The organism is Chryseobacterium electrogenes, assembly GCF_053553015.1.
In genome coordinates, this window is the sequence record NZ_JBNPPB010000002.1 from 1,021,918 (window position 1) to 1,036,717 (window position 14,800).

13 protein-coding genes are annotated in these 14,800 nt (G+C 33.3%); 5 read left to right on the forward strand and 8 right to left on the reverse strand.

The features are described from left to right. Positions 1-8 precede the first annotated feature (8 nt). Positions 9-1,787 carry an acyl-CoA dehydrogenase FadE gene (locus ACQQ6V_RS04615; RefSeq protein WP_448844381.1) on the forward strand — a complete coding sequence of 593 codons (1,779 nt, stop codon included), beginning with the start codon at positions 9-11 and terminating at the stop codon, positions 1,785-1,787. A 78-nt stretch (positions 1,788-1,865) separates the two neighbouring features. On the opposite strand, the gene ACQQ6V_RS04620 is transcribed toward ACQQ6V_RS04615, so the two are convergent. Continuing rightward, positions 1,866-2,648 carry a hypothetical protein gene (locus ACQQ6V_RS04620; RefSeq protein ID WP_448844382.1) on the reverse strand — a complete coding sequence of 261 codons (783 nt, stop codon included), beginning with the start codon at positions 2,646-2,648 and terminating at the stop codon, positions 1,866-1,868. A 159-nt stretch (positions 2,649-2,807) separates the two neighbouring features. On the opposite strand from ACQQ6V_RS04620, the gene ACQQ6V_RS04625 reads away from it, so the two are divergent. Beyond that, entirely contained in the window at positions 2,808-4,448 is a 1,641-nt protein-coding gene (locus ACQQ6V_RS04625) for an ABC1 kinase family protein (RefSeq protein ID WP_448844383.1), read from the forward strand. 66 nt (positions 4,449-4,514) lie between these two features. Here the strand turns inward: ACQQ6V_RS04625 and ACQQ6V_RS04630 are convergent, their stop codons facing one another. From ACQQ6V_RS04630 to ACQQ6V_RS04640, 3 genes are all read right to left on the reverse strand, one after another. Further along, a complete protein-coding gene (locus ACQQ6V_RS04630) occupies positions 4,515-5,018 on the reverse strand; it encodes a hypothetical protein (protein WP_448844384.1) in 504 nt (167 codons plus the stop codon). A 126-nt stretch (positions 5,019-5,144) separates the two neighbouring features. After that, the gene (gene pafA / locus ACQQ6V_RS04635) at positions 5,145-6,797 is read right to left on the reverse strand and encodes an alkaline phosphatase PafA (protein ID WP_448844385.1); all 1,653 of its coding nucleotides are present in this window, start codon (positions 6,795-6,797) and stop codon (positions 5,145-5,147) included. A gap of 119 nt (positions 6,798-6,916) precedes the next feature. Next, on the reverse strand, positions 6,917-7,213 hold the full coding sequence (locus ACQQ6V_RS04640) for an MGMT family protein (RefSeq protein WP_448844386.1): 297 nt from the start codon (positions 7,211-7,213) through the stop codon (positions 6,917-6,919). Positions 7,214-7,276: 63 nt separating this feature from the next. On the opposite strand from ACQQ6V_RS04640, the gene ACQQ6V_RS04645 reads away from it, so the two are divergent. Then, entirely contained in the window at positions 7,277-7,423 is a 147-nt protein-coding gene (locus ACQQ6V_RS04645) for a hypothetical protein (protein ID WP_448844387.1), read from the forward strand. A gap of 8 nt (positions 7,424-7,431) precedes the next feature. Here the strand turns inward: ACQQ6V_RS04645 and ACQQ6V_RS04650 are convergent, their stop codons facing one another. Continuing rightward, entirely contained in the window at positions 7,432-8,523 is a 1,092-nt protein-coding gene (locus ACQQ6V_RS04650; RefSeq protein ID WP_448844388.1) for an acyltransferase family protein, read from the reverse strand. An 87-nt stretch (positions 8,524-8,610) separates the two neighbouring features. Beyond that, positions 8,611-11,046, reverse strand: a complete 2,436-nt coding sequence (locus tag ACQQ6V_RS04655) for an alpha-ketoacid dehydrogenase subunit alpha/beta (protein WP_448844389.1) — start codon at positions 11,044-11,046, stop codon at positions 8,611-8,613. A gap of 165 nt (positions 11,047-11,211) precedes the next feature. Here ACQQ6V_RS04655 and ACQQ6V_RS04660 point away from each other — a divergent pair, with 165 nt between their 5' ends. After that, complete coding sequence (locus ACQQ6V_RS04660; RefSeq protein ID WP_448844390.1) at positions 11,212-11,505, forward strand: hypothetical protein; 294 nt, start codon at positions 11,212-11,214, stop codon at positions 11,503-11,505. Positions 11,506-11,654: 149 nt separating this feature from the next. On the opposite strand, the gene fabF is transcribed toward ACQQ6V_RS04660, so the two are convergent. Together fabF and ACQQ6V_RS04670 are read right to left on the reverse strand one after the other, a co-directional pair. Next, a complete protein-coding gene (gene fabF, locus ACQQ6V_RS04665; RefSeq protein ID WP_448844391.1) occupies positions 11,655-12,899 on the reverse strand; it encodes a beta-ketoacyl-ACP synthase II in 1,245 nt (414 codons plus the stop codon). Next, complete coding sequence (locus ACQQ6V_RS04670) at positions 12,896-13,327, reverse strand: PaaI family thioesterase (RefSeq protein WP_448844392.1); 432 nt, start codon at positions 13,325-13,327, stop codon at positions 12,896-12,898. Before ACQQ6V_RS04670 ends, fabF begins: the two co-directional genes overlap by 4 nt. Positions 13,328-13,622: 295 nt before the next feature. On the opposite strand from ACQQ6V_RS04670, the gene ACQQ6V_RS04675 reads away from it, so the two are divergent. Beyond that, positions 13,623-14,543 (forward strand): T9SS type A sorting domain-containing protein, encoded by a 921-nt coding sequence (locus ACQQ6V_RS04675; protein ID WP_448844393.1) that lies wholly within the window; start codon positions 13,623-13,625, stop codon positions 14,541-14,543. The last annotated feature ends 257 nt before the right edge of the window (positions 14,544-14,800 follow it).

The window sequence follows — 14,800 nt, forward strand, 5'->3', positions numbered from 1 at the left end:
ACAAAAACATGGCAAATATTACAAAAGGAGGAGAATTCCTAATAAAAGACATAGAGGCATCACAAGTTTTCAGTATTGAAGAACTTAATGACGATCAAAAAATGATGCGTGACTCTGCGAAAGAGTTTATCGACAGAGAGGTTGTCCCTAATAGAGAACGTTTTGAGAAAAAAGATTATGCATACACAGAAGAAGTTATGCGTAAAATTGGCGAAATGGGATTCTTAGGAATCGCTGTTCCAGAAGCTTATGGCGGAATCGGAATGGGCTTTGTAACAACCGTTATGGCTTGCGATTACCTTTCTGGTGCAACGGGTTCTTTGGCCACAGCTTATGGCGCTCACACAGGAATTGGGACACTTCCAGTGGTGCTTTATGGTAACGAAGCACAAAAACAAAAATACCTTCCGGACTTGGCTTCTGGTAATCATTTTGGGGCGTATTGTTTGACAGAGCCAGATGCAGGTTCTGATGCTAACAGCGGAAAAACAAAAGCAGTTCTTACTGAAGATGGTAAACATTATATCATCAACGGTCAAAAAATGTGGATTTCTAACGCTGGTTTTGCAGAAACTTTCACGTTGTTTGCTAAAATTGGTGATGATAAAAATATTACTGGTTTTGTTGTTAACAAGTCAGAATTAGAAAATCCAGACAGTTTAACATTCGGAGAAGAAGAACATAAATTGGGGATTAGAGCATCTTCTACACGTCAGGTTTTCTTCAACGATATGAAAATCCCTGTCGAAAATCTTTTAGGAGAAAGAAACAATGGTTTCAAAATCGCCTTGAATGCATTAAACGTTGGTCGTATCAAATTGGCGGCGGCTTGTCTGGATGCACAAAGAAGAATCATGAACCACTCCATTCAGTACTCTAATGAGAGAAAGCAATTCGGGGTTTCAATTTCAACTTTTGGAGCAATTAGAAAGAAAATTGCTGAGATGGGTGTTGGTGTTTTCGTAAGTGAAGCTGGTACTTACCGTGCTGCAAAAGATATCGAAGATAAAATCGAAGAATTGGTAGCGGGCGGAATGAGCCATCAGGAAGCTGAATTGAAAGGTGTTGAAGAATTTGCGGTAGAATGTTCTATCCTAAAATCTTACGTTTCTGACTTAGCGCAACATAGCGCTGATGAAGGTATCCAAGTCTATGGAGGAATGGGATTCTCAGAAGATACACCAATGGAAGCAGCTTGGAGAGATGCTAGAATTTCTAGAATATATGAAGGAACTAACGAAATCAATAGACTTCTTTCTGTAGGCATGTTAATTAAGCGTGCGATGAAAGGCGAAATCGATCTTCTATCTCCTGCCATGGCTGTTGGCAAAGAGTTGATGGGCATCCCATCTTTCGAAACACCTGATTATTCTGCTTACATGTCAGAGGAAAAAGTAATCATTAAAAATCTTAAAAAAGTATTCTTAATGGTGGCTGGATCTGCACTTCAAAAATACATGACAGAAATCGAAAAGCAACAACATCTATTATTAAACGCTTCTGAAATACTTAACCAAATCTACATGGCAGAATCTGCAATCCTAAGAGCTGAAAAGCACTTTGCAGAAGGAAGCGTAGAGGCATCTATGGCAAGATTAAATCTTTATAAAGCAGTTGAAAAAATCGCTGAATCTGCTAAAGAAGGTATTATTTCTTTCGCGGATGGTGATGAGCAACGTATGATGCTTTCTGGTCTGAGAAGATTTACAAAATATACTAACTTCCCTAACGTAATCGCTTTAACAGAAAGCATTGCGGATCATTTTGTGAAGAAAGGTTCTTACTAAAATTTAGATTTTTAGTTCAATATAAAAGATACTTCTCAATTGGGAAGTATCTTTTTTTGTATTATTTTAAAGGTTTAATTATTTATTTTCTTCCAACTTCATTCTAAAATCCATATAAGTTTGTTGGAATTTTTCTAGAGATTCAGATACGGATTTTGTGATTTTTCCGTTGTTGTAGATATCATATTTTCCTGCGCTAAAATCACTGCTATTATTGGTTTTCCAGATAATTCCGCTTTTAACTTTTGAAAAATTATCTGTTTGTAAATATGCTAAAGTCTTCGGTTCGTATTTCTCGGCATAACGTCCAAAATATATTTTTAAAAGCGCATCTTCTTGAGAAAAGAAATCGCCAATCCAATTAAAAATATCATCAATATTATCTAGTTTCGGGTTAATATAAAGTCTAGAAAATAACTTGAAACTCTTATCAGGATTGTCATCGCCTAAATTATCAAAGTTAGTAGTAAAAGTAAAACTGTTAATATCCTTACCTGATAAATGACTTGAGATAATGCTATTTTTAGGTAAATTATTAAGATCTAAATTTATATTTTCCATCATCATAATCGGTTTATTTTTATAAATAAATAATTTAACTTGCTGATTATTCTTCAAGGAAATGGTGATTACAGAATGCTCGTCTTCTGCATTTTTAATTAAAATTTCATCTTTTGACTTGGAGATTATAAGATTGTTTCCGTAGTTAACAGCGTACATGGATACTATAAAACTGTATAATTTTCCGTTTTTAAACTGTTTAGTAATTGCTCCACTCTCTATTTTAATTTCTTCTGTTTTTTGAGAAAATGACCATTGATAGGTTGCCGAAAAAAGGATTAATATGATAAGCTTTCTCATGATTTATTTTAGTATCGGTAATTATTACTGTTTAAATCTAATTTAAAATATTGAAATATGAAATTCAAAAACTGTATTTAACAATTGATTTTTGTTTTGTTTGTAATGACATTCTGTTAAAGGAACAATTTTTGACAGATTAAAAATTCAATAATAATTATGTTTGATAAACAACAACGAAAGTTAAAACGCTCTGCCAAGTTAATTTCTGTTCTCAGCAAATATGGTTTTCAGGATTTATTAATTAGAATGAATCTCTCGGGAAATATCATGAAATCTGATTCTGAAAAATCCAGCCAACTTGATATTTATGAAAGGTTAAAATTGGCTTTGGAAGAATTAGGGCCTACTTTTGTTAAGTTGGGACAATCATTCAGTAATCGAGAAGACTTGTTGCCGCCAGAATTTATTGTTCAGTTACAGAAACTTCAAGATCATGTAGAAACTGTGGATCTTGATGTAAAATCGATTTTGGAAACCGAGTTGAGTATTAATGTTGATGATTATTTTCAGTATATCCAGACAGAGCCAATTGCCGCAGCATCTATTGCACAAGTCTACAAAGCGGTTCTCAAAGATGGTACCGCCGTTATTATCAAGATTAAACGTCCCGACATAGACAGTATCATTCAGGATGATCTGATGTTGCTAAAAGATATTGTCAAGTTAATAGATACTTACTCAGAAATTGGCGATCAGATGAATTTGAAACATGCTGTTTTTGCCTTCGAAAAGTCTTTGCTAGAAGAACTTTCCTTAATTAATGAGAAGAATAATATCCAGCAATTTGCTTATAATTTCAGATCAAACAAGGACACTTATGTTCCTAAAGTTTTTGATGACTTATGTACCAATAACATCTTAACAATGGAGTTTATAGATGGTATTAAAGTTACAAATATTGAAGAATTAAAGGCTAATAATATCAGTCCGATTACCATATCAGAAGTTGGTTACCGCTTGTTTGTTTCTCAGGTTTTGGATTACGGCTTTTTTCACGCAGATCCACATGGCGGAAATATCTTGATTACTAAGCAAGGCAAAGTAGTTTTTATAGATTTTGGCGCAGTAGGAAAAATCCAGCCGAATGATAAAGAAATTTTAGAGAATTTGATTATTAATTTCTTAGCCAAAAATCCTCGTAAAATTATTAGAAACCTTAAAAAAATGTCTATTTTCTACGATATTCCGGATGAAAAAAAGTTTGAAAATAATGTTACAGAAATTCTTAACTACATCCATTCTGCTTCTCTAAAAGAAATAGATATCGCTGAGATACTAAACAAAATGAAAGATGTTTTAAAAGAAAATAGATTGATAATGCCAGATTACTTTTATTTGCTTTTTAAAGGAATTTCTCTAATGGAAGGCGTTGGACGAAGCATTAATCCTGACTTAGACATCGTTAAAAGTCTTAAACCTTACACTAAAAAAATCTTTTTCAAAAAAATAAATCCCGAAAATCTTGCAAAAGATAGCTTTGATAAAATGTCCTCTTTTGTAGATAGTGTTGGGCAGATCCCAGACGAATTACGTACAATTCTGGGGCAACTTAATGAAAATAAATTTTCTGTTAATACCGAGATTAAGAATTTTGACAAGATAGATCAACTTATAAAATCTAGTATTATTAATCTTATTCTTACCATGTTATTGGCTTCTAATATTATTGCTACTGCTATTATTTGGTCTTCTCAAACCGAGATTATATCGAGTAATATTGTGCTTATCTCTGTGTTTTTATTAGCCTTTTCTCTATTAATAGCCTTGGTTTTGTTAGTTAGGTTATTACGACGATAGTTAATAGAATTTATAAAAAATAAGCGTCCCAATAACGGAACGCTTATTTTAATATTAACGAATATATTATTTAGCTTTTGCTTTATCTAATACATCGTTATAAGTTTTTTTGGCATCTTCTGTTGCCTTTTTAGTTGCTTCTTTAGTATCCTGAGCAGCTTTGTTAGCATCGTTCTTAATATCTTCTGTTGCTTTCTTTAGATCTTGTTTTGCATCCTTAGCGGCAAGGTCTGTTTTTTCTACAGCCTTATCAAAGCCTTCTTTAACATCTTGTGCAGTTTCTTTGGTAGCTTCCTTAGCTTGATCCCATACTGATTGTGCATCAGCTAAAGCTTTTCTGGCTGTTGCCTCTGCGTCTTTGTCACCTTTCTTAATAGCAGCATCTAGATCTGCTTGAGCTTGGTCTACTTTAAGCTTTGCTTCATCTTTAGAAAGAGTTGTCACTTCGGTTGTTTTCACAACACTAAGTGTATCAGAGCCATCTGTTGTGATTTCTGTTGTTTGCTCTTTTTTACATGCCACTACTGATAATAATAAAACAGCAGATGCGCTTACAAATAATTTTTTCATAAATATTATATTTAGAATGTTAAGTTTGGAATATTAAAATTAGACTATTTCATCGACATACATCCAAAAAAAAAGACCAAAAGTTTTAATTTTGATCTTTTTGATATGCTAAAATGAATTACAATTTTATTTCCCAATGATTTCCACAATTGGTTGTCCAATGTTTCCACTTGGGAATTGTATGTGTAATAAAGCTGCTATTGTCGGTGCAATATCTGTCATATTATAAGGTTGATTGCTTTCTCCACTTTTAATCTTCCATCCCATAAAAATTAAAGGAATATGAGAATCATAAGAGTTCCAAACGCTGTGCGTCGTTCCTTTTTTAGCGTAATATGCAAGATAACCATCTTTAGTTACAATCTGGATATCTCCACTTCTTTTCCAATTATAACCATTAATCGCTCTAGTTTTAACAGGTTCTGGTACTGGTGCCTCTCCTACTTTTTCCATGTCTAGTGCATATAAAACTTTAGGATCTTTTCTAATCGTTGCAATTGCATATTTTTTAACTTCGTCATAGTTAAGATTTTTCTCCGCAATTAGATTTTCATTAAGATAAACTTGATAATTCTCTGTACCCAAAATCAACTTTGCAACCCCGAATTTCTTTTCTAAATCATCGTTAAGCGATTTTTCTTGACCTTCACCATAGAAACCTGTTGGGATCTTATTCTCTTCTAAAAAGCCTACAGAATGGGCGCCACCATGATCTGCAGATAAAAATACTAAGTAATTATTTTTACCTAATTTTTTATCAAGATCTGTGAAAAATGCTGCTAAATCTTTGTCCAATCTTAGATATGTATCTTCTACTTCTATAGAGTTAGGACCGAAAGCATGTCCTACATAATCAGTAGATGCTAGATTAATTGCTAAGAAATCTGTTGCAGATCCTCGTCCTAATTGATAATTATCTAAAGATGAGGTCGCAAATTTTAAAGTTAATGTATTACCAAAAGGTGTTGTACGGATTAATCCTTTTTTAGCTTTAACATCTTCGGCAAGATTATTATAAGGAAAAGTAGGTGTTTTAGCACTTCCTAATAAGCTTTCCCATTCTACATTGTCTCTTGTACTTTCTGTATATTGATTAATGGGAAGTAATGTATTCCAACCATTAGCAGATAATTTTTCAACATAATTTTGTTGGTTAAAATCATTAACCCAGTTAGGTAAATCCTTCATGTAATAAGTACTACTAATGAAATTACCTGTACTATCATCAAGCCAATAAGCCGCAGTTGGATTGTGACCAGCTGGCAAAATAGAGGCACGATCTTTAAGAGAAACCCCTACAACTTTTGATTGGAAGTTAGTAGCTAATCTTAATTGATCTGATATTGTTGTACTCCAGAGATTTCTTGGAGAATGCTGTCCATTTTTGTCACTTGTAGAACCTACTGGCTTCACAGTATCATCTGAGGTACAATAGATGCTTTTTCCTGTGGATTTATCCACCCAATTATTACCTGCAATGCCATGTATAGACGGTACAGATCCCGTATAGATTGACGTATGACCAATTGCTGTAACGGTCGGTATATAATTGATATGAACATTATTAAGAGAATAACCATCTCCCAATAATCTACGGAAGCCTCCTTCTCCATACTTGCTCTCAAAACGGTAAAGATAATCCCATCGCATCTGGTCTATGACCAATCCTACAACTAATTTTGGACGCTCTACTTCTTTTTTTACTTCTTTCTTCTGAGCAGATGTTTGTAATACTCCTAAAAATACAACTGCTATAACAATGCCTATACGTTTTACCATGCTTCTATATTTTGGTGTTACAAAGGTAAGCCACGCATCTTAGCCAAAGAAATTAATTAATCGATAATTACAAAAATTTATTCAATAGCATAATGTCAATATTATTGACATAATCTTTGTTATATTTCATCTAATGGATTCCAAAAGAGATTTTTAAAGTTCTTGATGGTCATATTATTTAATTCGATGCCTTCTTTTTCTAATTTTGTTTTGAATGAAGGTACAGACAACTTACCACAAGCGCCTACTACTCTATGTGCTGGGACGTCTGCAGGACAATCGCCCATAACTTTGCCAACTTGTCGAGAATGATTAGGAAATCCCACTGCTTTTGCAATCGTACCATAAGTTGTAACGCGTCCTTTTGGGATTAACCGCGAAATTTCGTAGACTTGTTGTTTAAAAAGATCGTCCATTGTTTAATTTAGTTTAATAAAATCATTAGCATCTTTTTTGATGAAACAATTTAAAATAAAGATATGAAAAAATCAATCTTCAAAGTGCTTAATAAAATCACTCAAACCATTTTACCAAAATTTAGTGGTAAAGATCCAATGAAATTATCTAAGTTTCAAAAAGTACTTTTAGGGATAAAATATTATGTGTTAATTAATTCTTTGGATTAAATTTCAACTTAAATCTTAGCGATCCATTGTCTGCATAAATTATAAAGAGGCTTTTCTATAAGCAAATAAATGATGACAGAACATATCCAAAGCAACACAAAATTACGATCCGGAAGATAAATATAACTTTTCAGTTTTAGGTTAAAATAACTGATGTGAACGAGGTAGAAAATAAACGAAGCATTACCCAACAACAACATTAACCGAGACGACAAAAATTGAGAAACCCATGTTTTTTCGGTCATCAACCCAAACAAAAATAGAGCAATAGAAATTGGTAAAACGGTCTCATGGATAAGCCTTCCTTCCCAACGTTCTACGCCGTGGACAAAGTTATTTCGTGCAAAATAAGCAATACTAATTGTCGCGATTAACATCAATAATCCTGCATATAATGTTGGTTTTTTAAGTTTTGATAATGGAATTAATTTAGGATTAATTTTCATCACAAAAGCCAATAACATTCCGAAGAAAAACTCTAAGCTTCTTCCAAAAAAAGTATTGCCCAAAATAAAACTGACTGGATAAAGAAAACCTTTCGGGTTGTTATTGTAACACTGAATGCCGTAGCCAATTCCCCAGCTTACAAGAAATAAAACAATCAAAAACCCGATGCATATTTGCCATTTCTTCTTCAATAATAAAAATAAAAAAGGCGAGAATATATAAAAGAAAAATTCTACACTTAAGGACCAAGCTTGCGTAATTCCGGTTAAGGCATATTGTTGATACAACGGATACAATAACGAATATTGAAGAAAATAAGTCGTCACAGATTTAGAATAAAAAGGCTCTAAAAAATAAGCCGTCAATAGCAACCAATACATCGGAAAGATACGAGCAATCCTTAGCAGAATATATTTAAGATAGGATTTACCACTTTCCAAAGGTGATGCTTGATACCGATACGCTAACAAAAATCCACTTAACACAAAAAAAATGGTGACGCCAATATGCCACTCACTGATAAAGCGCATGATAGGCCAAGCTAAGTCGTCTCTCCAATATTTTCTATTATGATACACAAATACCATTATTGCTGCAATTGCACGCAATCCAGTTAAGGCATCATAATGTACTTTTGATTGATTTTCTGACATTTTACAAAAATAAAAGGCTTACGAAAATAAGCCTTTTATTGGATATTTAGAAACGATTTTATCTAGTATAAAATTGTTTACTTTTAATTAAATTTTTGGAAACTTCTGAGGATTAGTTTCGTGAAAAACAGCATAAATTTTTTCTACCATATCATCTGCAGATGGTTTAGAAAAATAATCGCCATCTGTACCATAAGCTGGTCTATGATCGTTAGCAGTAATACAAACTGGCGCCGAATCTAAGTAACGGAAAGCATCTTGCTTCTCAATAATTTGCTGAAGGATAAATGCTGAAGTTCCGCCTTCTACATCTTCGTCTATAACGACCAATCTATTGGTTTTCTTAACACTTTCTGCTATATCTTTAGAAATATCAAACGGAATTAAAGATTGTACATCGATAACTTCTGCAGAAATCCCTAATTTTTCTAGCTCATTAGCAGCTTCGGTAACAATTCTCCATGTAGAACCGTAAGTTACCAAGGTTACGTCTTTTCCTTCTTTGGTTACTTCTACTTTCCCAACAGGAACCGTGAATTCTCCCAAGTTATCAGGTTGTTTTTCTTTCAATCTATAACCGTTAAGACATTCTACAATTAAGGCAGGCTCATCTGTCTGCAACATAGTATTATAGAATCCAGCGGCTTTTGTAAGATCTCTAGGCACAAGAATATTAATCCCTTTTACAAGGTTGATAATCCCAGCCATTGGAGAACCAGAATGCCAAATACCTTCCAGGCGATGACCTCTTGTTCTGATGATTAAAGGTGCTTTTTGACCGCCTTTAGTTCTGTATTGTATCGTTGCCAGATCATCACTCATCCCTTGCAAACAGTATAGGATATAATCTAAATATTGGATTTCTGCAATTGGTCTAAGACCTCTCATTGCAAGACCAATACCTTGCCCCAAAATTGTTGCCTCACGGATGCCCGTATCTGCAATCCTAAGATCACCGTATTTTTCTTGTAACCCTTCTAGACCTTGGTTAACGTCACCAATATTACCAGCATCTTCTCCAAAAACCATTGTTTCTGGATATTTTGAAAATATCTTGTCAAAGTTATTTCTGATAACCACTCTACCGTCAACCATTTCTGATTGCTCAGAAAACACGGGTTTTACTTCTTTAACATTAGTCGCTTTCCATTGAGATTGCGAGTATAAATGTGAAGAATAATTATCTTTTTCTACTGAAAACAGAGTTTCGAACTTAGACTTAAGCTGCTGTCTTTCATTAGTATTATTACTTCTTGTAACAAGTAAAGCTTTACGTACAAGGTGGAAAATTTCTTTTTTACCAACCGAAACTAAAGCTTTAAAACTTTGAACAAACTCTGCAACTTCAGAATTATGATTAGCCAATGCTTCAACCAAAGGTAAAGCTTGATTTCTAACATCACTGATAGTTTTTTGATAATGTTCCCAAGCTTTTTTCTGACCGTCTTTTACGATTTTTTTAGCTTCAGATTCAATAAGATCTAAGTCTTCTTTAGTTGCGATAATTTGCTCCTCGCCACCTTCTTCAAATTGGAAAGAATAAGTTTCTATCCATTCTCTGAATTTATTAAGGCAATCAAATTCTGTTTCGAATTTTAAACGGTCTTCATTTTTATATCTTTCGTGAGAACCCGATGTTGAGTGACCTTGTGGCTGAGTAACCTCTACAACATGCACCACAACAGGGATACTTTCTTCTCTTGCAAAATGTTCTGCCTTAGCATAAGCATCCATCAACGCTGGATAATCCCAAGCTTTAACTTTGATAATTTCTAGACCTTGACCATTTTCTTCTGATCTTTGGAAACCTGACAACATCTCAGAGATATCACTCTTAGCACGTTGTCTAGCTGTTGGTACAGAAATCCCGTAACCATCATCCCAGATTGACACAATCATTGGGACTTGCAATGCACAAGCCGCATTAAGCGTTTCCCAAAAATGACCTTCTGCTGTAGAAGCATCTCCAATTGTCCCAAAAGCAACTTCGCGACCTTCGTTAGAGAATTTTTCTGATCCAGGGAATTTTATGTCTTTATAGAATTTAGACGCTTGCGCCAACCCTAATAATCTTGGCATTTGTCCTGCCGTAGGAGAAATATCAGACGATATATTTTTAATTTTAGTTAAGTCTTTCCAACTTCCATCTTCATTAATTGTACGGGTTGCAAAGTGGCCATTCATCTGGCGACCAGCAGAAGCAGGCTCTCTATCTACAGAAGTATCTGCATATAATTGAGCAAAAAAACTTTCTACAGTTAAGGCATCAATTGCCATTGCAAAAGTCTGATCACGATAGTATCCAGAGCGGAAATCACCATCACGGAAAACCTGAGCCATTGCTAGTTGTGGCAACTCTTTACCATCACCAAAAATTCCAAACTTAGCCTTTCCTGTTAATACTTCTCTCCTACCTAGATAGCTCATCTCACGAGAAATTCTTGCTAACTTGTAATTAGATAATATTTGGTTTTTGAAATCCTGAAAAGACACTTCTTCTGTATCAATAAAAGTTTCTTGCATTTGAATTGAATTTTCACAAAGATAAAATTTTTATATGAATGTTATATAACGTGTTACGATATTTTTAAGGATTTTTAAAGATATTATAAAGTTTCTTAAAAAATACTAAAATTACTTAATTATCAATAAATTTACAGTGCAAAAAATACAAAATACGAAACGAAAATGGAAAAACGCTCACCTCATATATTAAATGCCTCTTCTAATCTTCTTGGTTTTTGTCTAATAATCCTTACATCACTTAGGATTTCTAAAATTGATCATTCTACTTATCTGGATGAATTTGCTGTTGTTGCGATATTATGTCTTTCTAGTAGTTGCGTCTGTTCTTTTTTATCCATAAAATCCAAAAATGAAAATTTTAGCGATAAGATAGAAAGGATTGCTGATGTTCTTTTTTTGTCAGCACTTTTATGTATAACTCTTGCTGCTTGTATTGTAAGTTTGGATTTGTTTTAACAAGAAAATGAGATAACTTGTTAATTATCTCATTTTATATTTTAGGAAAATCAGTTTTGTTACTTAATGACTTAGACAACTCGGTCTGATATTACTGTCAACAATACTGTTATTATCTAACTTGTACGTTTAGCTTTTCAAAGTATTTTTTAATCTTCAAATTCTTTAAAAATTACGGAAGCATTATGTCCTCCAAATCCAAAAGCATTGCTCATAGCAACCTTCACAGGTTTTTCTAAAAGCTTATTAATGACTACATTGATATCAGCTGGTATCCTATCATCTAGCTCTTCTACATTAATTGTTGCAGGGATAACATTATCGTTAATACTTTTTATAGCAATAATAGCTTCAATAGCACCAGCAGCACCTAATAAATGCCCAGTCATAGACTTGGTAGAACTTACATGTAACTTGTGATTATTCCCAAATACTTTCTGTACTGCATTAAGCTCTGCGATATCACCAACTGATGTAGAAGTGGCATGAAGATTAAGATAATCAATATCCTTAGACGTTAATCCTGCTTCTTCCATGGCAAGCTCCATTGCTTTTGCTGCCCCTAGACCATCTGGATGTGGTGATGTCATATGATAAGCGTCTGCTGTCATAGAAGCCCCAACTAACTCTGCATAAATCTTTGCTCCTCGAGCTTTAGCATGTTCATATTCTTCTAATATCAATGCGCCTGCACCTTCTCCCATTACAAAACCATCTCTATTTTTGTCAAAAGGTCTACTTGCTGTTTGCGGATCATCATTTCTACTGCTCATCGCTTTCATTGCAGAAAAACCTCCAAAAGAAGCCTGAGTAATACCTGCCTCAGAACCTCCAGTAACAAAAGCTTTTGCTTTTCCTAATCGGATATAATTGAAAGCATCCATAATTGCGGTATTACCAGTGGCACAAGCAGAAACCGGCGTATAGTTAATACCTTGAAGACCATACTTCATAGAGATCAATCCAGAAGCCATGTTCACTAATAATTTCGGAATAAAAAAAGGATTAAATCTAGGGTTATAATCACCTTTTACGTAATTCTCTACTTCCGTCTCAAAAGTTTCCATCCCACCTTGTCCAACGCCCCAGATCACTCCAAAATCAAATGGATCCATTGTTGATACATCAATATTGGCATCTGCCATAGCTTCTGCTGCGCTATACAAAGCGTATTGTGTAAAAAGATCACTTCTTTTTATTTCGTTGCGGTCAAGGTATTTACTTGGTTCGAAATCCTGAATCTCACAGGTAACTTGAGATCTGAATCTAGAAGCATCGAAACGTTTTACTTTTTGTCCTGCACTTTTTCCTTCTTTAATATTGTTCCAAAAAGTGTTAATATCATTTCCTAATGGATTAATGGTTCCTAATCCGGTTACTACTACTCGTTTCATTTTTTAAAATCAGTTTTAAATAAATTGGAAGTGCCTCTGGCTATTAATCTTGAGCGATCAGCATTCCATATTTCACATTCGGCATTAATAAATTGTTTGCCTTTTTTTATAATTTTTGTTTCTGCCAAAATATGATCTCCAGCTTTAGCAATTGTAAAATAATCTATTGTATTATTAATTGTTGTATAGAAATAGTCTTCTCCCAAAGAAAACATGGTTGCACCAATGATATCATCTATAATCGCCGCTGTAACACCACCATGGAGATTCTGCATAGGATTAAGCCATTCTGGACGAATCTGGTATTGAAAAACCAATCGCCCTTCTTCTACTTCTACAACGACTGGATTAAGCCAATGCATAAATGGCGAAGGAGAGTCGACAAATGCCTTGCCTATTGAAGCTTTTAATAAATTTAATGGATCCATATTTTTTCGTTTGCAAAGATATTTAATTGAAAGTTCTATGCAAAGAATATTAATTTTTTATTCATTGCTTTTTTATCAAAAACTAAATAAACGATAGGAATAATGCTTTACATCACCTCATTAGGCTAAAGCCATATTTTTTTAATAAAAAAACAAAAACCTAATTTCTATTAATCAATTTATGATCAAACCAATTAATCTAATCACATCAAAAACACAATAAACATATATTATTAATAACACAAGCGTAAATAAAATATATTATTTCAATACATTTACAATAAATTGAAATTATATGAGAAAAGAACTACTTTTTGTGGCAGCTATTTTTTTGCTACCAATGACAATGATAAAAGGACAACAATCCAAAATATCTTTCGAAAATAGTGAAGGTTACACTGTAGGAAATATAAACAACCAAAAAGGCTGGAAATCTTATCATTCTATCAACGAAGAATATGTCGATTATGACGGTGTCTTAGTTTCGGATTTAAGAAAAACAGATGGTGTTAATTCGCTTTTATTAGGTGCTGATTCTGATTTTGCTTTCAAAGGTGTTAGCAATAATCTTAGTGAGACATTTGAAAAGACAAGAATTTCTATGGATGTTTTTATAGAGCCCAAAATAGATGATTTGCGGTCTGATATTCTTTTCAGTGTTATAAGTAAAGATGAAGCAGAATCTCATAAGTTAGGCACTATCAATTTTAGTTTTGATGATAAATTTTATGCCGGAATAGGCGATATGTTAGGAGAAATCCCTGATCTAGAATTCGAGGATAACAAATGGTACAACATTGTTTTTGAAGTAGATCATACAACAAAATCAACCAAACTTTTCGTCAATAATGAAGAAATATTTGAAGGAAATTACGATGACGTTTCTAATAAAATCAATGCTTTAGACTTTTTCATTTTTGATTTAGGAACAGGCTTCAACGTCGATAATATCGTCATAGAAAACAAAGAAAATATGAGCGTAAAAAACATCAATACAATTAACTTTTCTATTGCGCCCAATCCTACTACAGACTATCTGAATGTAAAATCTGACGAAAAAATTAATTCTATCGAAATTATCGATGCCAACGGCCGAAAAATTTCTGAAGACAAATCAAATTTAAAAATCAATGTAAAACATCTTAATTCTGGAACTTATTTTGTTAAAATAAATACAGACAAAGGTTCTATAACTAAGAAATTTATAAAATTGTAATGACTTAATTCTGGGTCAATAATCACCCTCAATAATCCTTAGACCAAAACGTCTATCAATACTTTTAAAACAAAGCCAGCTTTTCTGTGCTGTGAAAAGCTGGCTTTTTATGATTAGAATTTTAATGAAAATTTCAACCCACGCAGGAAGTATATTCAAAAATTGAAATAGAATATTATCAATTCGATTTTTCAACAAAAAAATATTTTCCTTGATAAAGTTTATCTTTGTTTTTTATTATCAAATAGCTTTTCAGA

Bases quoted from the DNA above. Each gene is read 5' to 3' on its own strand.
- ACQQ6V_RS04620 (WP_448844382.1), bottom strand. From the start codon at position 2,648: ATGAGAAAGCTTATCATATTAATCCTTTTTTCGGCAACCTATCAATGG.
- ACQQ6V_RS04670 (WP_448844392.1), bottom strand. From the start codon at position 13,327: ATGGATCCATTAAATTTATTAAAAGCTTCAATAGGCAAGGCATTTGTC.
- ACQQ6V_RS04630 (WP_448844384.1), bottom strand. From the start codon at position 5,018: ATGAAAAAATTATTTGTAAGCGCATCTGCTGTTTTATTATTATCAGTA.
- ACQQ6V_RS04655 (WP_448844389.1), bottom strand. From the start codon at position 11,046: ATGCAAGAAACTTTTATTGATACAGAAGAAGTGTCTTTTCAGGATTTC.
- ACQQ6V_RS04615 (WP_448844381.1), top strand. From the start codon at position 9: ATGGCAAATATTACAAAAGGAGGAGAATTCCTAATAAAAGACATAGAG.
- pafA (WP_448844385.1), bottom strand. From the start codon at position 6,797: ATGGTAAAACGTATAGGCATTGTTATAGCAGTTGTATTTTTAGGAGTA.
- ACQQ6V_RS04650 (WP_448844388.1), bottom strand. From the start codon at position 8,523: ATGTCAGAAAATCAATCAAAAGTACATTATGATGCCTTAACTGGATTG.
- ACQQ6V_RS04675 (WP_448844393.1), top strand. From the start codon at position 13,623: ATGAGAAAAGAACTACTTTTTGTGGCAGCTATTTTTTTGCTACCAATG.
- fabF (WP_448844391.1), bottom strand. From the start codon at position 12,899: ATGAAACGAGTAGTAGTAACCGGATTAGGAACCATTAATCCATTAGGA.
- ACQQ6V_RS04625 (WP_448844383.1), top strand. From the start codon at position 2,808: ATGTTTGATAAACAACAACGAAAGTTAAAACGCTCTGCCAAGTTAATT.
- ACQQ6V_RS04660 (WP_448844390.1), top strand. From the start codon at position 11,212: ATGGAAAAACGCTCACCTCATATATTAAATGCCTCTTCTAATCTTCTT.
- ACQQ6V_RS04640 (WP_448844386.1), bottom strand. From the start codon at position 7,213: ATGGACGATCTTTTTAAACAACAAGTCTACGAAATTTCGCGGTTAATC.
- ACQQ6V_RS04645 (WP_448844387.1), top strand. From the start codon at position 7,277: ATGAAAAAATCAATCTTCAAAGTGCTTAATAAAATCACTCAAACCATT.